Genomic DNA, 23,115 nt, shown 5'->3' with positions numbered 1-23,115 from the left:
GATGTTTACATCCGTTTTCCGGGGGATTTCGTACCTCTAGGAGCGGGGTTTGACCGGGAACTAGCCCATCGGTTTCCTTGGCTTTGTGCGGCCCGCCTGTCTCTCCTACAACGGTAAATTGGGTCGGGCATTATGCGTTACCAGAGCGTTGCGAGAAAGGTTTGCGATAGGGCACAAACTCGTGCGGCAACCTGCATCCAAATACACGCTTATCTGCGTCGAACATCTGTAAAATGCGCGCTAATTAAAATTTGACCAGTTTCGGTCACAAAATGGGGTAGAGGGTGCCTGTGAAAGTGTCGAGCAAGAACAAGCTGTTACTTATCGTTGTGGCCATTGGGGCGGCTGCAATTTCCTTGGTGGTTGCACTGAAACCCAAACCTGAGGAGAAACCACCGGAAGCGGTGGTGCCGCCAGTTGCGGATGTTCTCTATGTGGAGCCAGGCCGCCAGACACTGCTGGTGCCCAGCCAAGGTACAGTGCATGCCCGCCACGAAATTGAAGTGGTGGCTCGTGTTGGTGGTGTTATCGAAAGCGTTGCCGATGCCTTTGTACCCGGTGGATTTTTCTCAAAAGGGGAGCCCCTGCTGAAGTTTGAGCAAGCCGATTACATTTACAAAGTAACTCGCGCTGAGTCACAGTTAGCCGACGCTAAGTCAGCCCTGGCTCAGGAGCAGGGCCGTGCCAAGCAGGCCAAACGTGAATGGCGCGATTTGGGTAGTGAAGAGGCAAATGCCCTGTTCTTGCGTAAGCCCCACCTGGCAGCAGCAGAGGCCGCCGTGGCAGCAGCGGGCGCGGATCGCGATCAAGCCAAACTGGACTTGAAGCGCACAACGATAACAGCGCCTTTTGCAGGCCGTGTGGTTGAAACCTATGTCGATCTGGGTCAGTACATCACCCCTGGAACCAGGTTGGCGAAAATCCACAGCACCGGTATTGCCGAAGTGCGTCTGCCCCTGACTGATCAGCAACTTGCCCTACTCGATCTCCCATTGGGTAAAACAATTGAAAATGGCCCTGAAGTGCGGCTCCAGGCAGTAGTGGCTGGGCGTGAACGGGAGTGGCGTGCGAAGCTCGTACGTACCGAGGCGAGCATCGATCCTAATAGTCGCTTTATTTTTGCTGTGGCCCAGGTACAGAACCCTTACAAAGGCGATGCACCGCTGATGAATGGTCTTTTTGTTGAGGCGGATATCGCCGGTAGGACCTTCGATGATGTGGTGGAATTGCCACGCCAGGCATTGCATGAAGGAGACCACCTTTTGGTTTTGAATGAAGAGAGCAAGCTCATATTCAAAGAAGTGGAGTTACTGCAGAGCATTGGTGACAAGGTTTGGTTACGTGGTGAAATCGCTACTGGTGATCGCGTGGTGGTTTCCAGCTTGGGTTATTCCCGCGAGGGCATGGCACTCACTGCCAATCCTCTTAATGAGAAGCCCGCAGGGTTAATTGACAGTGTCGAGGGCACCTCTGATGCGGCTGCTACAGCGGTTAGTGAGACTGCGGCGGCGAATAACGCCTCACAGGGAGGTCAGTGATGAACGGCATCATTCCCTGGTTCGTGCGCAACAGTAAGGCCGCGAACCTGCTGATGATTATGATCATCATCGGCGGTATTTTTGGTATTAGCGGTATCGATCGCGAAGTTTTCCCGGCTATTCAGCCGGGCATTGTAGAGGTGAATATTTCCTACCCTGGTGCTGGCCCTGCGGAAGTAGAGCAGCAGGTTACTGTGCGTGTTGAAGAGGCGATCGCTGAGGTCAAGGGAATTAAAGAGGTCAACTCTGCCTCGCGCCGTGGCCACTCTTCAGTTGAAGTTCAGGCCGTAGATGGTTATGACGAGCTGCGCCTGCTCAACGATATCAAGGTGCAGGTGGACAGCATCAATACTTTTCCTGAGGGGATTGAGCGCCCAATAATCCGACTGCAAGAGTGGGATACCCAGCTGATGATGATCGCCATCGGCGGCCCGGTTTCCGAGCGTCAGCTCAAGGAAACAGCCCTGGATTTGCGTGACAAACTGACGCTAATCCCCGGTGTGCGCAGTGTGGATATCTGGGGTGAACGCCCCGATGAGCTGTCGATTGAAGTTTCCGAATTGGATCTGCGCCGCTACAACCTGAGCTTTAACGATGTCGCTGATGCGGTGCGCCGCTCATCCCTGGATTTGCCGGCAGGTATGGTGCGTTCGGATCGCGGGGATATCCAGGTTCAGACGCGCGGTCAGGCATACAGTGCTGAGGACTTTGAGCGTATTCCCGTAGTCAGCCGCGCCGATGGCTCGGTATTACTACTGCGTGATGTGGCTACGGTTCGAGACGGCTTTGAAGAGTACAACAACGTTATTCTCTTTAATGGCAACCCGGCCATGAACCTGCGAGTGGTCCAAGGTGAGCCGTTGGATGTTGTGGGTACCGCTGAGCGGATCAAGACCTTTATGGCAGAGGCTCGAACCCAGCTGCCCCCGGGGATGGAATTTGATATCTGGTTCGACTTCTCCAAGGCCTTTGAAGGTCGCATGAACCTGCTGACTACGAATGCCCTGAGTGGTTTTGTCCTGGTATTCGTAATGCTGATGCTGTTCCTGCGCCCGGCCCTGGCAATATGGGTGACGGTGGGAATTATGGTGGCATTTCTCGGTGCCCTCTGGCTGTTGCCGATCACGGGTGTCAGCCTGAATATGCTGTCACTTTTCGCCTTCTTGTTGATTCTTGGGATTGTGGTGGACGATGCGATTATCGTGGGAGAGGCAGTACACGCAGCTCACGATCGCGGTGTCACAGGCCTGGCAGCTGCGGAGGAAGGAGTAAAGCAGGTTTCTGCTCCGGTAATTTTTGCCGTGACCTCCACCATGGTGTTCTTTATTCCCATGCTGTTTCTGCCGGGTTATACAGCACAGATGATGCTCGCTCTGCCAGTGGTGGTGTTACTGTGTCTGGCATTTTCCCTGGTGGAATCTTTGCTGATTCTGCCGGCGCATTTGGTTGGTATGAAGCCAGAGCAGCCTGCTAAGACCCGCGTGGGTATCAAACTGCAGAAACTTCGTGGGCATTTTGCCGGAGCGATGAAGACTGCCGGTGATAAGTACTACCTGCCCTTGTTGAAGAAGTCGCTCGGTAACAGCCGCAGCACGGTAATGATCTTTATATCGGCTCTCGGGCTTTCCATTAGTGTTTTTATGAGCGGTTATGTGGGTTCCTCCTTCTCGCCGCAGGTACCTTCGGATCTGTTGGAATTACGGGCCAGCATGGCCTCTGGTGAGCCCTTCCATGAAGCAGAACGGGTGATGAACCAGGTGCTGGCTGCGGCAGATAAGCTCGCGGCTGATGAGGAAATGCTGAAGCAAAATAACGGCGAGCCCTTTGTTCAAAACTCTATGGTGTTCAACTGGCGAGGCAATATCTTTGTGATATTGCAGCTGACTGACGGCGAACTGCGCGATGTAACCTCCAAAACTCTGGCATTGCGCTGGCGTCAACTCATCGGCGAAATGCCGGCCAGTGTTGAAGACTTGAATATCGATGCCACCATCAACGATGGAGGCAACGGTATGAGCCTGAACTTGAGCACCGCTTCCGGAGATATGGATGAATTGCGTGCCGCTGCGGATGCGGTAAAGGAGAAGCTCAATACCTATGCCGGTGTATATGATGTTCGTGACAACCTCACCAGTGCCCGCCGCGATATTGAAATCCAGTTGAAGCCTTATGCAACCACCATGGGTATCAATTTGGCAGATGTGGCCCGGCAGGTGCGCCAGGGTTTCTATGGTGAAGAAGTGCAGCGTATTCCCCGCGGTCGTGAAGATGTACGGGTGATGGTGCGCTATCCCCAGGAAGAGCGCGCCAGTGAGGAACAGATGGATCGGGTCCGCATTCGTACGGCGGAAGGTGAGGTGCCTTTCTCGGCCGTGGCAGATGCGGTTTATGTACCGGGTTACACCACTATTCGCCGTAATAACCGCGAGCGTACAGTGCGGGTTTTCGCCGAGATCACCCCTAATACTTCCTCTGCGCAGGAAATCCTTAAGGATATGCGCGAAACTCTGGTGCCTGAACTGAAGCGCCAGTTCCCCGGTTTTTCTTTGAGAACTGCCGGTGAAATGCAGGAAGAAGAGGAGTTTAACGGCGCTATCCTGGCTTTCTTCGTTCTATCGTTGTTTGCGATTTATGCGTTGCTGGCTATTGCCTTCCGCTCCTACTCGCAGCCGCTGCTGATTCTTACTGCAGTACCGTTCGGATTCTTTGGGGCTGTGGTTGGACACCTGTTGATGGGACATAACATCAGCATTATGTCCATGCTCGGCTTCCTGGCTGCAGCGGGGGTAGTGGTGAACGATAACCTGGTACTGATGGATCGTATCAACCAGCTGCGTGCCCAGGGCTGGGCAGTGATGGATGCGGTGGTTCAGTCGGGACGTGACCGTTTCCGGCCGATTATCTTGACCTCCATTACCACCTTTATCGGTTTAGTGCCAATCATGTTCGAGCGCTCTATCCAGGCACAGTTCCTGATCCCGATGGTGATCAGTCTCGCTTTCGGCGTATTGTTTGCTACCGCAGTAACCCTGATCCTGGTGCCAAATCTGTACAAAGTGATAGAGGTGATTCGTCCAAAAAGTAAGCGCCTGGGAGAGGGAGAGGCCCCGGTCTCACTGGAGACAGTGTGACCTGCACCACACCCACAGCAATGGTGGAAATACTCCGCCATTGCTTCTCCAGAGCATAAATGCCTAAACTAACTTCCTGCAAAATGCCGACATTCCAGTCGGCTTTTTTATGGTGTTTTTATAGGATTTATCCCCATGCGCATCCCGCGTATTTTTTCCAGTCAGCCACTGACTACACAACAGGAGGTGGAACTGGATGAGCCCGCTTCACGCCACCTGGTCAAAGTCCTGCGGCTGGGTACTGGCCACCCGCTGACGCTCTTCGATGGTCATGGAGGCGAATACAGTGCAGAGTTGATTGAAACCGGTAAGCGAGCACGGGCACGCACCGGGGAGTTTCGTGGCAAAGACCGCCAGTCTCCACTTGCCTTGACTTTGGCTATCGGTATTTCCCGTGGAGAACGCTTTGATTGGGTGGTGCAGAAGGCTACAGAGCTGGGGGTAGCGACAATCCAGCCGCTGTTTAGTGAACGCTGTGAAGTAAAATTATCTGGCGAGCGATTGCAAAAAAAGCTCAAGCATTGGCGCCAGATTTCGATTAGTGCCTGTGAGCAGTGTGAGCGAAACCTGGTTCCGGAGATTGCCGAGCCGGTAAAACTGACACAATATTTACAAGTCTCTACTCAAGAGTCATCCTCTGTGGCCAGGTTGGTGCTGCATCACCGCACCGAGTTGGATTTACGTCAGTGGCAGGCCGAGCGTGGCAAACCAGATTCTGCTTTGCTACTGGTGGGTCCTGAGGGTGGATTGTCCCAGGCAGAAATCGATATGGCCTTGGCCCAGAACTTCATGCCGCTACGTTTGGGGCCGCGGGTGATGCGTACAGAGACCGCACCTATAGCCGCACTGTCAGTGTTGCAGTTCCAATGGGGGGATTTGTAAGCGGATACCTGACGGATAAAATGAATTCAAGTGTATTCAGGGAAGGGAAAGCATGATTAAAGTGATTATATGGCTGCTGGGAATCTCAATTATCGTATTGTCTGCTGCGATTATTGCCCGCCCTAATTTGGCACGGGATCTCAGTGAGCGCTTAAATGAAACTGGTTTTGCCTTTTCCGCCTGGGCAAGAATCATTATCGGTTTAATCCTGTTGCTGATCGCAGATACCCGCCACTGGTATATCCTGTTTAATGCGCTGGGTGTGCTGGTTTTGCTCAGCGGCGCCTATATGCTGCAGATTGGTTTTGAGCGCAGCAAGGCGTTGGCGATCAAGATCTCCCATGGCAACGAAAACTTCCTGCGCATAGGTGGTATTGTCGGTGTGATACTCGGCCTGATGCTGCTCTCTGCGCGATGATTTGATGGGGTCCCATGTCTTCCACAGACTTAATTATTTTCGATTGTGACGGTGTGCTGGTAGATAGCGAGAGTATCGTCTGTCGCATACTGGCGGAGGAAATGAATAAGCTCGGAATATCCACTACCGCAGAGGAGTTGGATGAGCAGTTCAGTGGGCGGCCCGCCAAGGACTGCCTGCTGGAGATCGAGAAGCGTTACGGTGGCCCCCTGCCCGATCACTACTTTGGCAATACGGAACGCCTGATTCGTGAGGCCTTCCATGCAGAATTGCAGCCTGTAGCCGGTATTGAAGGCTTGCTCGATCAGTTGCAGAAGATAGGCTTGCGCAGCTGTGTCGCCTCCTCCGGTTCTCATAAGAAAATGCAGCTAACCCTGAATAAAACCGGGTTGTACGAGTATTTTGACGGCAGAATATTCAGCGCCGAAGATGTATCCCGTGGCAAACCATGGCCAGAGCTTTTCCTTCATGCGGCTGATACCATGGGGGTTGTCCCCGGTCGCTGCCTGGTAGTGGAGGACTCCATTTCCGGTGTCCAGGCCGCAGTGGCGGCGGGTATGCGCGTAGTGGGCTTCAGTGGCCACCCTGTACGTGCGCCTCAGCTCGAGAAGCAGGGGGCGCGGGTGGTGAGCGATATGATGGCGGTTTTGAATTTTATATGAGGGAGCCGTGCGGTCTGTAACTGCCAGCGATTGTCCCGCCTCTGCTTTGAGGATTTCAGGGCGTCTACACTGAATCTGACGTCTAGAAACCGGAAGTCCTGTTTATGGCGGGCAAATACACTTTCGTCTGCTGTTTTTCCCTACTGGTGATACTTATCGCCGGTTGCCCCGATCCCAATAAGAAATATGCGCTGAAACCCCTAACCGAGGTTCAGTCGGGTGAGAGTGAAAAGGCTGCGCGCCAAGCAGCCCCTTTTGCAGATGAACTGGTGCGCTTTCTGCGTGGGAATCCTCGAAAGGGTGGCGATACTTTTATCTTGCGCCTGGAGTTTGATCCAGGCGGTTTCGCTCCACGCATGGATAGTATTGGCGACTTGGAAGCCCTGCTGGTTATCATGCGTGACTTCCCAGACCTGCGAATCACCATCGAAGGACATACCGACAATGATGGCGACCCCAAGAAGAATCTGCATCTGTCCCAGTGGCGAGCCGATTGGGTAAGGCACTTTCTGGTGGAAAGGGGGATATCGACTGAACGTATGGAAGCCCAGGGTTATGGCGATACTGACCCGATCGCCGATAACAGCAGTAAAGAGGGGCAGAGAGAGAATCGCCGCTTGGTAATCAGGGTTTTGAATTTTGATCGGGTGCCCAGCAAGTTGCCAAGGCGCCAATAGCTTCGGCTTAATTGTTCCCTTTAAAACTAAACCCAGCGTATCGCAGCCAGGTTTAGTAATAGGTTAGGTGTCTTGATTAACCGGTAGCTTTGCTAAGCCCCTCTGCCTCATTGTTTCCTTTCTGTTCTGGTTTACTTGTAAATACCTGGCGCATTAGTTTGGCTCCCTGACGCCAGCCGAGGATACTCTGTGCGGTTAGTACACCTGAAATCATAGCGCCGGCAACACCACAGCTCATTACATCCTGGCCGGTTAGATATAAGCCTTTGAGTCGGGTTTGGGGGCGCAGCCAGCTTTGCTCGAAGCGGTTTGGGTCGTGATCAAGTCCGTAAATTTCACCTTGGGGATAAAAGCAGAAATAGTCTGTAGAGAGTGGTGTGGATAGCTCGTAATAGTCAATTTGCCCGCGCAGATGTGGGAAGTGCTTGTAAAGATGCTCCAGCAGGCGCTGGCTAAATTCTTCTTTCAAGGCTTCGTAATCATCACCCCGTTTGCCCCATGGCTTTTCATGCCACTGGGTAAACCAGTCATAGTTGGCTGGAGCCACAATTTCTATAGTGGCACGTCCCGGATAGCGTTGAGTAAAGGTAGGGTCCTTGGCCGAAGGAAAGGAGATGTAGGTTAAAGGAATATCCTTGCTGCTGTCCTGCAGGAATTCCTGCATGTCTTTCTCGTAATTATCGCTGGTGTATAGCCAGTAATTGGTTTTGGGTAGCTGTAACTCTTCCGCAGTTTTTTCCAAGCCAATATAAAGGCAGAGGTGGGACATGGAGCGGTTAACAGTTTTGAGATCGCGCGTATACCCAAGGCGCTCGCTAGCACTTTGTGGCAACAGTTTTTCAAAAGTATTGAAAACTCCGGCCCCGGAAATTACCAGTGGAGCTTCTATTTCCGTGCCATCGGACATACGAACCCCGCGGACATGGTTACCATCCAGGAGAACGGTCTCCACAGTGGCATAAGTGAAGACTTCACCACCACTGGCTTGTATTTGAGGAATAATGGTTTCGGAAATTTTACTGGCACCACCAACTGGGTAATAGCCACCATATAAGTAATGCTTGGCAATTAGTGCATGAATAATAAAACTACTCTCGGCAGGGGTCATACCGTTGTCACCCCATTGGCCTGTGAGCACTGAAATCAGTTTTTCATTTTGGGTAATCTCGCCCAGTACCTCACGGGTAGTTTTGTTCAGCCATGAGGGGTCGCGTAGCTTTCGCCACAGGCGCGCTAAAGGGGTGCACCAGGAGGGAAGAAGTTTTTCCAGTGCTAGACGCTGCATTGATTTGGCTACTTCATTGAGGCGGCCAAGGTAACGTTCGATATTTTCCCGCTCATTGGGAAAATGCTTCGTCAACTCGTCAATAAAGTTCTGGCGTCCTGCACGTAAGTCGAATTGCTCCTCGCCTATATAAATTCGGTCGTAAATTTCATCCATTGGCGCCCAATGCAGCTGGTGGCCGGAGATAAAATCAAAGATTTTACGCGTCATGGTGGGATGTTGGCCTACATCGCCGATGTAGTGCACACCAACATCCCACTCATAGCCATTGCGGTCGTAGGCATGGGTATAACCGCCTGCGGTGTAGTGCTGCTCCAACACCAGCACTTTTTTACCGGCAGCGCTAAGCATTGCTGCAGTAGTGAGGCCACCTATCCCCGAGCCTATTACCAGGGCGTCATAGGGCCCTTCCAAACGGCTTGGGCGATAGCGCCGGCCAATACGAAGGCGGCTCGGCTTAGGTGCACTGCGCTTCTTTTCGGTGGTATCGGTCATGGTGGCCTCATAGCTATTGTTGTTATTCGTTAACAATATCGCCCCCTTAACCTCTATGCAATAAGTTGCATAATGCAATTGCCTCAACTCCCTATACGAATTAGAAAAACAGCTATACACTATGTATATGAAACGAATATGGATTGTATAAATGGGTATTGTCAAAATTTCTGATGATTTACACGATGAGATTCGCAAAGCCAGTGCAACCCTGGCGCGTTCAATTAACGCTCAGGCTGAGTACTGGATAAAGATTGGCATGCTGGCTGAGCTGAACCCGGAGCTGACTTACAGCCAGTTATGTAAGAAGTTGTTGCGCACTGAGTCTTTCACTTTGGAAGAGTTGGTTCGTGAGTAATATTAAGATCAAGAGTGTAAGAGAGCAGCAGTTGATGCGTGCCTCCGGTGAATTACTCAGCCGTGTTTTTAGCATGCTTGATGATTTCGTGAAGCCGGGCATTACCACCATGGAAATTAATAATCAGGTGGAGGCGTTTATTGTTCGGGAACTAAAAGCACGGCCAGCCAGTAAAGGTCAGTACGACTACCCTTACGCTCTCAATGCTTCAGTTAATGAAGTGGTCTGTCATGGTATGCCGCGACAGGGGCAGGTGCTGCGCGATGGTGACATTTTGAATGTGGATATTACCCTGGAAAAATCGGGCTATATCGCAGACTCCAGCAAAATGTACATGATCGGCAGTGTCACTCCTATTGCGAAAAAGTTGGTACAGAGCTGCTACGAAGCTATGTGGGCAGGAATCCGTACAGTTAAGCCAGGGGCGACTCTGGGTGATATTGGTAATGCAATACAGCGCTATACGGAGCGACGGGGGTTTAGTGTGGTGCGTGAATATTGTGGGCATGGCATCGGACAGGAAATGCACGAGGAGCCGCAAGTGTTACATTATGGCCGTGCTGGCAGTGGGGCCATTCTGCAGGAGGGGATGACATTTACCATAGAGCCTATGATTAACCAGGCTAATCGAAAGACAAAGTTGAAAAAAGATGGCTGGACCGTTGTGACCAAAGACGGAAAATTATCGGCCCAGTGGGAGCATACAGTTTTGGTTACTGCGGATGGCTATGAAGTCTTGACCTTGAGAGAAGAAGAAAAAGGGCATTAGTCTACTAAATTACTATTCCCAGGTTACACATCAGTCAGGTCTTTAGTATTTTGAAAGTTCTTAATTTATGCCCCATCTTAATCTTCATAAAGTTAAAATAGGGGCTTAGATAAACTGCCCTTAGAGTATAGGGTTACGTCGATTTTTTTGCAGTTGGCTCGGTTTCGATGACAGACTCATTTTCAATCCGCTTGAGTAGCTTTTTTGGCAGATACATCTGAGTAAACAGTAAAATTTTCGCTTTTATACTCATACCAGTCTCGGCTATGAGCTGAGCTGGATAAAATATATAAAAAAATAACTAACAAACTGGATATTCTGAATTTCATGAAATATTTAAAATTGAGTGTAAATCTTTTGAGGCGTTTGCCTGATGGGATAATCAAATTATACGGGATAAATATGCTCTCAAGATAGTAACCTGGTTATCGGTCTATTTTTGAGCACTCTTTGTGTATGTTTTTTCTCCTGCTTGCTATTAGATGACATCCTGGTCGGATTACGCACTTATCCAGTTGTTGATTCGTGTACAGACAACTATTTCGTAAGTAGATATTCGTAGATACCTTATTTTCTGGATATAAGTTATCTTGGCCGTTCCTTGTTAATATAAGCTGTCTATATACAATTTTATTTAAAGATTTTAAGTGTATGTTCTAAGGCAATATTTTTGATGGTGAGTCCGTTAGCTCTGTTGTTACCGATCTACTAGTAACAATAAAACTATGTACGCGGTCATCATTATAATCTGTAAGAAGTATGTTCGTTGTTTTCCGGTAGCCCTTGGTATTAATTTACGTCAAGAATATTTTGATCTTACAATAAATTTGGGCTGTGGAAACTAGCCTTGAGTAGCTTGCGAGGTATACTGGGAAAAAGCTATCAATAGCTGAATAGGAAGCAGGGTATGTGCAGTGTTTTTGATGTAGATAGACAGGCGGAAATGGAGCGCTTTCTCGATATCTACGGTGTAGAGCATCCCGAGCGTATGATCTTTGGTCGTCGCCGCAGGCCCACCCAACAGGTATCGATTGTAACTAGCAGGCATGGTGAGCCCCAAGTGGAAAATGCGATCTGGCACTTGTATCTGGAAAAGGAAGGGGGTAGCTGGAAACCCCATAAAAAATACTGGTCGATCAATAGCAATTGGAAAAAACTGGACAGTCGCCCGGAGTATCGAAAATCCCGTTGCCTGATTCCTGCGACTGCCTGGGTGGAGAGTTTATGTGGTAAGCACCCGGTGGAATTCAGTTATGGCGAGCCCTATTTTTTCTGTGGCCTGTATAAAATCTGGGGTTCCACTTTAAGCTGCTCAATTATTACCCTGGATGCCCATTCGGCGACGAAAATCTATCATGAAAAATCTTTACCAATGATTGCTCCAAAAGATTCAGGTTTTGTAAGCAAATGGCTGAGCGGCAGTACGCATACCGACCAATTTACTGATTTTTTGCAGCCTAAGATAGAGTACGATCACTGTCAGCTGACAGTTAGGCCGGTAGCGCGGGCCACATCAACAGAATATAAAGGTGACCCTGTAATTATAAGTAAATAGATTTGCTAAATTCGACGGCAGGCTTAGTTCACTGTTGTTTGGTAACACTAACCATCTTGGTGAAATAATATATCTGTACGGATTATATATTTAACCCCACGTTCTATAGGTGTTGAGCTATGTACCCTGTGCAGTGGGTGCATTCCATGGGGAAAACAGAGGACGGACCCTGCTGGAGTGCGTACATCCACGTCTTTCATGGAACTGCCTGTAGGCTGGTGGAGGGGATCATCCCCATTGACTCTAAAGCGAGTGGCTCCACCATCGAAATCCTCGCTGAGTAGCACCAGGAAAGTCATTTCGCTAAAGCAATCCGGGTAGCCATTGGCGACCAATTGTCCATCAATAATTCTGCTGCCCGGCCAGGCACCGTCGGTATGGAATTTAAAATAATCTCCAGTCCCATAGCGATAAAAGCGAAATCGCTGATTTAGTCCCACTGGTTTGCGCCCGCCAAAATAACTTTCCGGGTCTTGCATAAAATTTTGTACACGCTGCCATACAAGGCGCTCAGTGCTCTCGTCCACAACCCAGGTCAGGTTGTCATTGTGGCGAACGTCCCTGGGCAGAGATACTGCGGCATCTGGCAAGTAACCAACGGCTTCTGTAATTTCAATCAGGCGCTGGCACTCCTCAGCAGAGAATATATTCAGCAGTTGAAAAGCACCAGGTACTTCGGGGATTTCGCGCCTTTCTATATTGGAAGGGATATGCTCTGACAGTGACGCCGGATTTTCCTGATGGGTAACCCAGGTGGGCAGGGATGGATGCTCCGCTCCTGGTTCCCTGGCAATCACATAAAATTCTTTAATCGGTAGTTTGGATAAATCCTGCGGTGTCGCTGCCGGTGTCTTTTTTAAAGTTACTGTGCTCATTACTTCAAATTCCGCTCAACATATTCTTACAGATTAATAACGGTCAATTGGGCAAATTGGCGGTGGCCGTCGATACCGCCGTGGTAACCGAAACCACTTTGCTTTGCTCCGACCCAGGGTGTGCCTCCAGCGCCTTGATTAATCCCGATCATGCCGGCTTGCAGTCGGTTACTTACTTGTACAGCATCTGCGCCGCCAAAAACCACAGCTCCGAGCCCATAGACTGAATCGTTTGCTCTTTGGATGGCGTCCTCCACATTGTTGAAGCGGTCGATTGCAACTACCGGACCGAAGGTTTCTTCATCCTCCAGCTGCATACCCGGTTGTATTCCGCTAATCACCGTGGGGGGAATAAAAGGTGGTTTTGGTGCTTTTTCTCCAAGCAGCAGCGTTGCGCCTTTTTTTAAAGCATCCTGAATATGATCGACCACTTTTTGGTGTTGGCGCTGGTTGACCAGAGGGCCAATATCGGCTTGTAGGTCCTGCCAGCCCCCGGTGTGATATTGCCGCGCGATGGAAGCCACTGCTTTTTCGAATTGATCGGTAATACTCGCATCCACATAAATACGCTCTGTGGAAGTGCACATCTGGCCTGCATTCTCGAAGCTGGAGGCCACCGCAAATTGGGCGGCTTTTTGAATATCGGCACTGGCCAATACGATCATGGGGTCGTTACCGCCGAGCTCCATCACCAGGCGTTTCAGCGCAGGAGCGGCATTAGTCATAATTTGCTGGCCGGTTGTCCGTGAGCCGGTGAAGGCGATCATATTAATATCCGACTGTACCAAGGCTTCACCGGTGTGCCTGTCTCCATGAGCAATTTGCAGGATGCCCTCGGGCAGAGTTTCATTCAGGGTTTTTACCAGGAGATCTGCTACCAGAGGAGACTCCTCTGACGGCTTGAGTATTACACTGTTACCGGCCACCAGAGCGGGTACGAGCAGGTTATTGGCCATGGCCAGTGGGTAATTCCATGGGGAAATTACGGCCACGACACCCAGCGGACGATATTGGATTTCACTGCCGCCGTTGCATTGTCCCCTTAAAGCTTTGCCGGCGTCCTCCGCCAACCAAATACCACCCTGAATAGCACCGCCGGCTTCGTAATTTGCACGTCGAGTATCCTTACCCATTTCACGGCTGATAAGTTGTGCCAGGTTACTTTGTAGTGGCTGCAATTTTTCATAGGCATGTTGCAGAGCCTGTACACGTTGCTGCAATGATTGACTGGCCCAATCAATCTGGGCTTCCCTGGCTTTGGCAACTTTCTTGGAAATGGAATCCCGGTTGCTCACTGCAACACTGCCAACCTGTTCACCGGTAAGGGGATCGATAGAAAATAGAGTTTGGGTCATACCTTGGTCTCAAATAAATACTGCGGAGTTGTGTTTTATTCACCCCGTAACTCAGTGCTCAATCGTTAAATAAGGCGATGGTGCGCAATTCAATACTAGTGCGGCGCGGGGCACCGGAACTATCAGGAAGATCAAATGCAGTGTGGGGCACACCGGTGATGGGACCCTGGTGTTCGCTATCGAATACGCGCAGCAGCAGGCCCTCCCCCGGCTGCATATCACTGAACCAGATCCAGCGGTGCTTCGGATTGGCGCTGATCACCGAGATCTGCCCCTCCCGCTCAGGGTAAATCAGGCGCATCTTGTGGAAGTCTGCCTCGCCTACACTGCGTAAATCTGCCATTGCCAAAGGTGATTCCTTCACTGTGCGCAGTAATGGCAGCCATAAATTAATGAATTTATAGCGAGGGAAATCTGCCGTATTTAATCCGTGTTCAGGTAGGGTCTGCCGGAGCTGCCTGTCTGCGGACCAAGGCGTATAATCATTGTGCACGGTCTTCACCGGAGAGCGGCGGCTGCGGCTTTGCTCGGTGGGTCCCTCTGCGGAGGGCTGTGCCCGCAGGGTGTGGTCGAAGGTGAGTACACGGGCTGCGCCCAGGCGTTTTGCGATCCAGGTTTCGATAGCCGGATACCATTCTCGGCGGATTAAATCATCGCGTTTAATTGGAGCTGTTCTATCTGCAGCGTGGTCATCCAGAGCCAACAGGGCATCGTCAAACTGGTGCAGGTCGATAGTTAGTTGTGGCTTCACCAGCTCAAACCCCTGAATATCCAAGCTGAATTTTTCCCCCATAACTTGCAGGGTGCGGCCATCCTCAATCGACATAGACTGTGGGTTTACCTGATCGAGCAGGTGGGTGGGACCAGGCCCCGCCTGCCGCTGGTCGTATACCAATTCACTATCGGTATTTGCGTAATTGATTGTCGCCTTGAGCAGCCGGCTCGGCGATGAGTGCAGAGTCGCGGTCAGCATAGTGGCTTCCTCCCAAAGGGTTGATGGCAAATACATCATGTCTTATGGGCAATGCTAGGTTCAGCTCGATACAATGAAAATCAAGTAACAGTTGTGAGTGATACAGGTTTGAGCAGAAATCATGGTATTGATCGCCTGGGCAGGCTGGAACTGAAACAGTTGCGCTTATTGCAGGCTATTTTGCGGGAGTTGAACCTGTCGCGGGTGGCAGATCAGCTAGGGGTTAGCCAGCAGACAGTTAGCGAACAGCTGAAGCGTCTGCGGGAGCTATTTGATGACCGGCTGTTCATTAGAACCAGCAATGGTGTTATTCCAACGCCCTTAGCTGAGCGCTTGGCGCCCAAGCTGGATATTATCCTTAATGATATCGCCGCTCTATTGCGCGGCGATGAATTTGCCCCTGCGGAGCATCACGGGATCTTCACCATCAGCGCCACCGACTTTGAGCAGCGAGTGGTGTTGCCGGCCCTGCTTAAGCAGTTGCGTGAGCAGGCACCGGGCCTCAAAGTGGTGGTGCTAAAGCTTGAAATTGACCGTATGGCCCAGCAGTTGCAAACCGGTGAGGTGGATCTGGTGTTCAGCACACCGGGTTTTGTGCCGGATAGCTGCCCCAGTATGTTGTTGTATCGTGAACATTACGTATGCGTATGTTGCCGGCATACAGGGGTGCAACTGGAAAGTCGAGAACCCTTGGGCTTGGACAAGCTGGCAGAGATTCCCCAACTGGTTGTGTCGCCTTCTCGTGGTGACTTGCGTGGCATGGTGGATAGCTGGTTTGAGCAGTTTGGTTTAAAGCGTAATGTTGTGTTGTCGGTTCCCTCCTTTGCCGCCGCAGCTGAATGTATCGCCTCCACAAATACAGTCGCTTTTCTGCCGTCTCGCCTGTTACCTGATCCGCGCCTGCATACCTTACCGATTAGTGAGCAGCCACCTGGCTTTGATGTGGTCGCCGCCTGGCACACTCGCAGTGGGCAGGATCCATTACACAAGTGGGTAAGGCAACTGTTAGCCGGGCAATTTACACCGTAAGCCGCCGTGAAATAGTGCCGCCCGAGGGTCTTAATACCGGCCCGGCCAATGTGAGATCACTTGCTACACTGGGGTTGGCAATTACCCGGGGGTGGGGATCATGAGAATTGGGATATTGTACTTGGCTTTCCATAGCGTCTTAGTCTCTGCCCATAGCGATGGAGCCCACACCGACTTCGCCGCAAATATAGACCTCCCCGCCCTCTTTAACCGGGAAGCACTGGTGGAAGATATCCGTGCAGTGGATTGTACTTTGTCGGAGGGTAGCAAATCCCGCTGCTGGCAGCTTAAGTTGAAAGCCGCACCTCGTCACCATATGGGTCCCTGGTGCCCCAGAACAATTCGAGATCCGATCACGGCAAGTGGCATGATGTTCATCAAGCAGCAGGTTGTCGCCACCGACGGCCCCTTCGTAAAAAATGCCGCTGAGTTTTTCTCCGATCCCAAATGGGTTTTGTATAACGAGAAGACCGGGCGGGTAAAGGTGACTGATACCAAGAGGGCCTGTGAGCTGGTAGCAAGGCCGGATGTAGCTCCGGAGTTTAATAATTATTGCGTGGAGTGTCTGGCCAGCTATTTGGGTGATAATTTCTATACGACCTACCTGATTCCCATAAAGCCGCTTACAGCAAAATCCCCGCAAAGTTCTAATGACCACTCCGGTTACGGAGTGGCATTCAATGGGGTTAAATTTGATATCAGTGCCCCGGTAGGCGCGATTTTAGGAGCGCATACCCTGGCGCCTGTAGATGCCTGTGGTGGGCATGTTAATCCCCATGTGGGCTACCACTACCACGCAGCGCTCGGTTGTAGTCAGGCCTATCCGTCGGCAGCGAGCCATGCACCAATAATCGGCATCGCGATCGATGGCTACCTGATTTATGCAAGGGAAAATACCGATGGCAGGGAGCCAAAAGATCTGGATGAATGCCGTGGCCACGAGTTTGCCAATCTTGGATATCACTATCACGTCAATCTCGCAGTGGAAAACGATATCCTGCACTGCCTAAAGGGAGAGAGGGGTTGTGCGCTGGGCAAAAACCAGAGCCAGTGCAATTTTTCCGGCAGTAGGGCCTCAAAACTACAGAAACCTGAATAGAGCTCAACATCAAAAATTACTATGAATGTTTGAAATGCTGCACCAAAATCGGGCAGCTTATAAACCTGAAACTTTTACTTCCTACCCTCCTTCAATGGAAATACCATCGCCCGTAAAGATACGCTACTTTCTCCTCAGGGCTTGATCTGACCCAAAGGTATCGAGCCAGGTCAGGGGCATAATCCTCCTTTTTCTTCCACTGATGATGAACCACTTGGAAACCGGTACTCAATTTATGCATCACAGCACCAATATTTACCTGATAAGAATGGTTGAATCCCTCGGCTTGCTGGTTCGAAAGCGCCTGTGGATGCAGATCTTGGTAGCTATGGTTCTGGGATTGGGGGTGGGCCTACTGCTTTCCCCGGAAGGTGCAGCCCTGGTGAATCAGGATCTCAGTGTAGTGTTGGCCAGCTGGTTCAAGCTGCCCGGCGCACTATTCCTGAATATGATTCAGATGGTGGTTATTCCCCTGATTGTTTCATCTATCATCCTCGGGCTTTGTGGTAGCGGCAATGTGAGCCAGCTAAAGCGGGTGGGTTTACGCATTGCGCCCTATTTTATTGCCACAACCACAGTTGCCGTTATTATCGGCATTCTATTGGTCCAGTTGATTCAACCTGGAAACTATATTGATGAATCGTTGCTCACTGCAGCAACCGAACTACCCGGAACTACTGCTCCTCAGTTACTGGAACCAAAACCCCTGCCCGAGCGCATTGCCGAGCTGATACCAGCCAACCTGAACCAAAGCATTGCCATGCGTAATATGTTGCAGCTGGTGGTCTACGCCATCTTTACTGGCGTGGCTGTGATGCTGCTGCCACAGAAGCAGCGTGAGACGGCAGTTTACGCCTTTGGTATCGTCCAGGAGATTGCCCTGAAGATAGTCGGCTGGGCCATGTTATTTGCGCCCCTTGCCGTATTTGGTTTATTGGCGGATATCGCCATTCGTGTTGGCTTGACCGCAATTCTTGGGATGTCGGTCTATGTTGGCACGGTAATTCTAGGGTTGCTGATCCTATTGATGTTTTACCTGGTAATTGTCTCTCTGGTTTCCCCGGCCGGACCGCTGAGATTCCTTCAGCGTATTAGCGGTGTACAACTTCTCGCATTTTCTACTTCCAGTTCTGCGGCAGTGATGCCGTTATCTATGCGAACTGCGGAGAGCTCCCTTGGAGTGAAACCCTCAATCGCTAAATTTATTGTGCCGCTGGGCGCTACAGTGAATATGGACGGTACCGCACTCTATCAGGTAATAGCGGCAGTATTCCTGACCCAGGTATACGGAATTGATCTCAGCACTGCCCAATTGGTGGGGCTGACTGTAACTACTGTAGGTGCCTCCATCGGCTCGCCCAGTACGCCGGGTGTGGGCATTGTTATTCTCGCGACTATCCTCGCTGGGATTGGCGTACCTCCAGAGGGGATTGCCTTGATTATTGGTGTGGATAGGATTCTGGATATGTGCCGGACTGCGGTGAATGTCACTGGTGACCTGACTGCCTGCCTGGTTATGGATAAGCTTTTGGGTAGCGATAACCTGGAGGAAGTGACTACTCAGGTGGCTTGAGATACCTCATTAAATGGGGGGGATTTATTCAGGTGTGAAGGGATTGGAGATTACAAAGCAGCAGGCAAAAAATTTACCTGCTGCTTAGTATGAAAGGGGCTCTTATTTTAAACAGGTTGGTGATGCTTTACCGAAGAAATTCCCCTGCCAAACGTTTGATCCGGTGCAGTCCGGATCAAAGTCATCCCTTAAATCATCACCAAAGTTATCAAATGCAAAATTCCCAATAATAAAGTTATTGATACTATCTACCCTGCTAACAACTATACCAGCTGGGTCAAGTGATCCTGCACCATTATTTGTTACAGTGTTTTGAATAACATAGTTGCCTGACCCACCCAGAAACTCAATACCATCATCTACATTGTCTGATACGTGATTTTGTGTAACCAAGGCAAACTGCTCCTCCAGCTCAATCCCATCACTGCCGTTATTAGTCAGGGTGTTTCCTATGATTGAGGCGTAATCCCCATCAACCTCAACACCATCCTGACCGCTTCCACTAATATGGTTGTAACTGACGTTTACATATTCACCGTCAATTTCGACACCCTCATCTCCAGCGCCTTCGATAGTATTGTGAACGATGGTGGTGTAATCACCATTTGCGTCTACTCCATCACCAATAATGGCCAACCCCTGACCGATAATCAGATTTTCATAAATGTTATTGAAATCGCTCTCGGCAAGTACGCCATCATCTTCGAAATCTGTAATCTCCATATCGAAAATACTGTGAGAGCCCGATCCTACTGCATGGATGCCATCGGGGCAGCTATTTATACTGCCACCGTGAATTGAGCCGGAAGCTCCCTCCATACGGACACCGGCCCATTCATCTTGATCGGCTGGGTTATAAGTACAATTCAGTTCAAAGCCATTCATAGAAAGGCTTCCGCCTGGGCCATTAATGGTAATAGCAACAGGGTGGTCCTCCGTGAGAGCACAAGTTAAATTTTCAGACAGAGTGGTGGGTTCGTTGATCACTGCGTAGCAATCAACAGCTAAGCTAACAGAAGGAAATGAAATAACTAGAATATAAATTAATAATGTAGAAATTGAATTTGAGAAAAGCTTTACCATTTTGAACTCCTTTGTATCCATGAAAAAATAAAGTGCTACTAAATGTAAAAAATCATAGGTTATTCTAGGTGTTAAAAATAATAGCAACTATGGTTGTGCAGAAACTTGGCGCTGAGAATGGCTATTCGAAACTATGTTATTAATAACGCCAGGCTGGCTTTAAATGTTGGGATATGTTTAGGTTTAAGGGAGTTATTTTTTAATAATTAAAGAAGACGAGGGAGTCGGTTAATGATAACCTGTCAATAGTGTTTTATAGGAGGCGTCCTTTAAATAATAATATGATATACTCAACGTTTTCTAATTGTTTAAAGGCAATGCCCACCATCAATAATAAGGTGTGAATTTCGCAAGCCAATTGAATCGCTAGAGGCCATAAATGCAATGGCGGGAACAATATCGTCCACATTAAGGGTTCGCCCTAGTGCTGTTGCCTCCATAGTTTTAATGAGTCCTGCAATTTCATTATCGTTCATGCCCGCCTTTTTTTGGATTTCTGTCATCGTGATGCTTGGACGAATGCTATTGATACGTATACCTCTATCCGCCAATTCAACATTCAGTACAGTTGCAAACCCCTCTATGGCTGCCTTACTGGCGCCATAGATTGAAGATTGTAAGAAAGCTTTATGAATAGCAATACTTGAAATCATTACAATGCTTGAGGGGTTTTTTAGAACAGGAAGCAATTTTTGAATGGTGAAGAACTGTCCTTTCACATTGATGTTGAATGTTGAATCAAACAACTCTTCATCGCTTTCTTCAAATGTTCCTCGAAGGAATATTCCTGCATTTAATATTAGGGCATCGAGATAAATATTTTTACCTTTAAGTTGATTTGCCATCCTATGGATATGATCCATTTTCCCAATATTGCAAAGTATAGGGAGTAACATGTTGCCGTTAGGAGTATTCTTAGTAAGTTCCTTGTGAGTAAAATCTAATTTTTCTTTACTGCGCCCAGTAATAATGACGCGATAGCCATTGGTTAAAAAATGTCTGGCAGCGGCAAGTCCGATACCAGAAGTTGCACCAGTAACCAAGTATGTTTTATATTCTTCAGGCATGTATTAATACTCTGAAATTAATATTCCTTGGTGAAAGTAGACTAATTTTAAAAAATCAGTTGAGATATTAATTCTTGTTCGAGCATCGAAATATTTCCTGGTAGTGGGTGGGACAGTAATCTATTGACCTTTTTATACCGTTTCTTAAGATAAAATATCATTTTCTGTTAAGTGCATATCGTCTACTGCAGATTCAATGGGTTCATAGCAGTTGTGAGTGATTGGGCTCAGGCCATGAACACAACCCCAAAAAAGACTCAAAGCTTTTTGGACATCTGAATGCTTAGCGATTTCTATACACCCTTTTTGTATTTGATTAAAAGATATATCTTTGGGCAAGGCTATAGTGTTTATTGCCAATGGATCAGTGTGAATTTTTTCGCGGTCTACTTGAATTAATTTATCTTCAGCATCTGAAAAAGTTTTAGCTAAAATCTGTATTGCTGTGTCATGACCTGCCCCAATATCCGCTTCCCCTTGATAAACTGCCTTTGCGGCCAAATCGTGCCCTCCCGCGAAGATTGAATGCTTGAAGTGTAGAAATGGATGGATATTAAGTCTCTTGAGGTGGGCCGCTGGAATCAAAAAACTGGATGTAGAAAATCTATCTCCATAAGCAATTTTATACTTTCCTGGACTTTTCTTTAAGTCAGATAAGGATTTTATGCCGGTTTCCTTATTTACATAAATTTGAGAATAATAATAGGTATCGGTTTTCCCATTTACTGGACGGTATGCTGCACAGGCAGGAATTATATGATTATTCTTTTTATGAGCAAAAATATATTCAACAGGTTTCATCAGGGCAATTTGGGAGTGATCGTTGCAAATGTCATCATATTGCTCGGGAACAGTCATTCCGTCTCTTACATTTATGTGAACTTTTTCGGTTGTATTTTCTGACAGCCAAAGAGACAGTTTCTCAGCAAATAGTTTTATGGCGGTACGTATTTCCGAAGGAGTGATTCCCTGGGGGATATCATGGTAGTAAGTAAGATTTAAATTAGTCATAAAAACCCACTTAAAGTGCTGTATATCTGCTAAATATAGATGTTTTGTTTGTTTTGACTTGTTGTCTAAGCCTAATTAATTATTCGGCAGTCAAACCCACATCTAATAAATGTGCGTTGATCTTTGAGAAGAATAGTCTCTTTTTCCTCCAAAGTGGCTTTTCCGCTTGTCAGTCAGGTTATGCTGTATTGATATTATGCCTTTATATCAATTACTTTTACTGGTTCTAAAAAATTTTATGGTGTATTCTTGAGTATATCCAAGGTCTTGGTGTCGCATTTACCACCGTAGTATTTTTCCAATACTTTCATAAAAATACTGTTGCCCTCTTCGGCAATATAAAACAGGGTCATGGATGATTTTAGTTTTATATCATCTGGAGATCCAAAGATATCGTGAGCGCTGCGATCGTGGATATCGAGTAGTGCGTGACAGCAGGATTTCAGCCTCTGCCCAAGCGTGGGCTGGGCTAAATAAGCCTTTGCCTCCTTCAGATTCTTGATTCCATATTTTTGAGCCATGGAGCTGTGCCCAAGGCCGACAACTTGTGGAAATATGTACCACATCCAATGAGATCGCTTTTTTCCATTCTTTAACTCTAAAAGTGCATCTTCATAAGAGTGTTCTTGCGCTTTAATAAAACGCTCTAAATCAAAATTTTCTTTCACTTAAGTCATCCAGCACTGGTAAAGTCATGGTTGAATTCCAGAATAGCAAGGGTGGGGAAATGAATAATTCTGAAAGCTAGATGATTATTTTAGATCAGGGGGGAAATATTTTACAATATATCTGAGAAGGCAATAAAAGCCCTCGTCGATGAGGGCTTTCTATCTTAATTATTTGGAAGCAGTGCTCGAATATCATCTGGCACGGGAATCGATTTTCCGGTTCTGTGGTCCACCCAGACGATTTTAGCTTCACCGGTGGTGTAAAGGTTGTCGGTATTATCTGCTTCTCTAATTTCGTAGTAGCTATTGAAGCTACTGCGCCCTGGAACACCACCATACATAGTTACAATAACTTTGGCGGGAAATACTAATGGTAAATGGAAGTTAGCTGTTGCATTTAGCAATACAGGACCATCACCAATATTCCCACCTACGCTATCAGATCGATTTATAGTTTCTAGCCAACTGCAGCGGCATTGTTCAAAGTAGGTGAAATATGTGGCGTTATTAATATGTCCTAATGCATCCATATCCCCCCAGCGTACAGCTAAGTTTTCCTGGTATAAAAGATTGCGGAGTGTTTCACTCATTTTTTTCACTTCATTCAACTTT

The 23,115-nt window shown here is 48.6% G+C and carries 21 protein-coding genes; 12 read left to right on the top strand and 9 right to left on the bottom strand.

The genetic code is table 11. The features are described from left to right. Window positions 1-290: 290 nt before the first annotated feature. The 6 genes from ACJJI7_RS06020 to ACJJI7_RS05995 all read left to right on the top strand — a co-directional run bounded on the left by ACJJI7_RS06020 (window position 291) and on the right by ACJJI7_RS05995 (window position 7,308). On the top strand, window positions 291-1,538 hold the full coding sequence (locus ACJJI7_RS06020; RefSeq protein WP_020414040.1) for an efflux RND transporter periplasmic adaptor subunit: 1,248 nt from the start codon (window positions 291-293) through the stop codon (window positions 1,536-1,538). Then, window positions 1,538-4,669, top strand: coding sequence for an efflux RND transporter permease subunit (locus ACJJI7_RS06015; protein ID WP_282952117.1), 3,132 nt, complete (start codon window positions 1,538-1,540; stop codon window positions 4,667-4,669). Before ACJJI7_RS06020 ends, ACJJI7_RS06015 begins: the two co-directional genes overlap by 1 nt. Before the next feature lie 135 nt (window positions 4,670-4,804). After that, window positions 4,805-5,551: a 16S rRNA (uracil(1498)-N(3))-methyltransferase gene (locus tag ACJJI7_RS06010; RefSeq protein ID WP_444902462.1), complete on the top strand. Its 747-nt coding sequence runs from the start codon at window positions 4,805-4,807 to the stop codon at window positions 5,549-5,551. A 52-nt stretch (window positions 5,552-5,603) separates the two neighbouring features. After that, window positions 5,604-5,969 (top strand): hypothetical protein, encoded by a 366-nt coding sequence (locus ACJJI7_RS06005; RefSeq protein WP_020414043.1) that lies wholly within the window; start codon window positions 5,604-5,606, stop codon window positions 5,967-5,969. 14 nt (window positions 5,970-5,983) lie between these two features. Beyond that, window positions 5,984-6,631, top strand: coding sequence for an HAD family hydrolase (locus tag ACJJI7_RS06000; RefSeq protein WP_020414044.1), 648 nt, complete (start codon window positions 5,984-5,986; stop codon window positions 6,629-6,631). 104 nt (window positions 6,632-6,735) lie between these two features. Continuing rightward, the gene (locus ACJJI7_RS05995) at window positions 6,736-7,308 is read left to right on the top strand and encodes an OmpA family protein (protein WP_020414045.1); all 573 of its coding nucleotides are present in this window, start codon (window positions 6,736-6,738) and stop codon (window positions 7,306-7,308) included. Between the two features lie 76 nt (window positions 7,309-7,384). On the opposite strand, the gene ACJJI7_RS05990 is transcribed toward ACJJI7_RS05995, so the two are convergent. Continuing rightward, window positions 7,385-9,088 carry a phytoene desaturase family protein gene (locus ACJJI7_RS05990; protein ID WP_444902463.1) on the bottom strand — a complete coding sequence of 568 codons (1,704 nt, stop codon included), beginning with the start codon at window positions 9,086-9,088 and terminating at the stop codon, window positions 7,385-7,387. A gap of 151 nt (window positions 9,089-9,239) precedes the next feature. Here ACJJI7_RS05990 and ACJJI7_RS05985 point away from each other — a divergent pair, with 151 nt between their 5' ends. From ACJJI7_RS05985 to ACJJI7_RS05975, 3 genes are all read left to right on the top strand, one after another. Continuing rightward, complete coding sequence (locus ACJJI7_RS05985) at window positions 9,240-9,446, top strand: ParD-like family protein (protein WP_020414047.1); 207 nt, start codon at window positions 9,240-9,242, stop codon at window positions 9,444-9,446. Then, on the top strand, window positions 9,439-10,215 hold the full coding sequence (gene map, locus ACJJI7_RS05980) for a type I methionyl aminopeptidase (RefSeq protein ID WP_444902464.1): 777 nt from the start codon (window positions 9,439-9,441) through the stop codon (window positions 10,213-10,215). Before ACJJI7_RS05985 ends, map begins: the two co-directional genes overlap by 8 nt. 907 nt (window positions 10,216-11,122) lie before the next feature. Continuing rightward, a complete protein-coding gene (locus ACJJI7_RS05975) occupies window positions 11,123-11,770 on the top strand; it encodes an SOS response-associated peptidase family protein (protein WP_444902465.1) in 648 nt (215 codons plus the stop codon). Window positions 11,771-11,817: 47 nt separating this feature from the next. Here ACJJI7_RS05975 and ACJJI7_RS05970 read toward each other — a convergent pair whose 3' ends face one another. Genes ACJJI7_RS05970 through ACJJI7_RS05960 form a run of 3 tightly spaced genes read right to left on the bottom strand, consistent with a single transcriptional unit; the run spans window position 11,818 to window position 14,973 of the window. Further along, the gene (locus ACJJI7_RS05970) at window positions 11,818-12,645 is read right to left on the bottom strand and encodes a prolyl hydroxylase family protein (protein WP_444902466.1); all 828 of its coding nucleotides are present in this window, start codon (window positions 12,643-12,645) and stop codon (window positions 11,818-11,820) included. 26 nt (window positions 12,646-12,671) lie between these two features. After that, window positions 12,672-14,000, bottom strand: a complete 1,329-nt coding sequence (locus tag ACJJI7_RS05965) for an aldehyde dehydrogenase family protein (RefSeq protein ID WP_444902467.1) — start codon at window positions 13,998-14,000, stop codon at window positions 12,672-12,674. A 58-nt stretch (window positions 14,001-14,058) separates the two neighbouring features. Continuing rightward, window positions 14,059-14,973, bottom strand: coding sequence for a CmcJ/NvfI family oxidoreductase (locus ACJJI7_RS05960; RefSeq protein WP_282952122.1), 915 nt, complete (start codon window positions 14,971-14,973; stop codon window positions 14,059-14,061). A gap of 108 nt (window positions 14,974-15,081) precedes the next feature. Here ACJJI7_RS05960 and ACJJI7_RS05955 point away from each other — a divergent pair, with 108 nt between their 5' ends. From ACJJI7_RS05955 to ACJJI7_RS05945, 3 genes are all read left to right on the top strand, one after another. Further along, complete coding sequence (locus ACJJI7_RS05955; RefSeq protein ID WP_282952123.1) at window positions 15,082-16,002, top strand: LysR family transcriptional regulator; 921 nt, start codon at window positions 15,082-15,084, stop codon at window positions 16,000-16,002. A 100-nt stretch (window positions 16,003-16,102) separates the two neighbouring features. Beyond that, on the top strand, window positions 16,103-17,101 hold the full coding sequence (locus ACJJI7_RS05950; protein WP_444902468.1) for a YHYH protein: 999 nt from the start codon (window positions 16,103-16,105) through the stop codon (window positions 17,099-17,101). Between the two features lie 235 nt (window positions 17,102-17,336). Continuing rightward, window positions 17,337-18,674, top strand: a complete 1,338-nt coding sequence (locus ACJJI7_RS05945; RefSeq protein ID WP_051089520.1) for a dicarboxylate/amino acid:cation symporter — start codon at window positions 17,337-17,339, stop codon at window positions 18,672-18,674. Window positions 18,675-18,776: 102 nt separating this feature from the next. On the opposite strand, the gene ACJJI7_RS05940 is transcribed toward ACJJI7_RS05945, so the two are convergent. The 5 genes from ACJJI7_RS05940 to ACJJI7_RS05920 all read right to left on the bottom strand — a co-directional run bounded on the left by ACJJI7_RS05940 (window position 18,777) and on the right by ACJJI7_RS05920 (window position 23,093). Then, on the bottom strand, window positions 18,777-19,757 hold the full coding sequence (locus ACJJI7_RS05940; protein WP_282952125.1) for a right-handed parallel beta-helix repeat-containing protein: 981 nt from the start codon (window positions 19,755-19,757) through the stop codon (window positions 18,777-18,779). 308 nt (window positions 19,758-20,065) lie between these two features. Then, on the bottom strand, window positions 20,066-20,824 hold the full coding sequence (locus ACJJI7_RS05935) for an SDR family NAD(P)-dependent oxidoreductase (protein WP_444902469.1): 759 nt from the start codon (window positions 20,822-20,824) through the stop codon (window positions 20,066-20,068). A 144-nt stretch (window positions 20,825-20,968) separates the two neighbouring features. Further along, on the bottom strand, window positions 20,969-21,835 hold the full coding sequence (locus tag ACJJI7_RS05930) for a PhnD/SsuA/transferrin family substrate-binding protein (protein WP_282952126.1): 867 nt from the start codon (window positions 21,833-21,835) through the stop codon (window positions 20,969-20,971). 236 nt (window positions 21,836-22,071) lie between these two features. Further along, on the bottom strand, window positions 22,072-22,503 hold the full coding sequence (locus ACJJI7_RS05925; RefSeq protein WP_282952127.1) for a DUF1810 domain-containing protein: 432 nt from the start codon (window positions 22,501-22,503) through the stop codon (window positions 22,072-22,074). Window positions 22,504-22,667: 164 nt separating this feature from the next. Further along, complete coding sequence (locus tag ACJJI7_RS05920; protein ID WP_282952128.1) at window positions 22,668-23,093, bottom strand: acyl-CoA thioesterase; 426 nt, start codon at window positions 23,091-23,093, stop codon at window positions 22,668-22,670. Between the last annotated feature and the right edge of the window lie 22 nt (window positions 23,094-23,115).

This window comes from Microbulbifer variabilis (genome assembly GCF_056232115.1).
The sequence above is the reverse complement of the archived record's forward strand: the minus strand, read 5'-3'. Positions and strand labels throughout refer to the sequence as shown.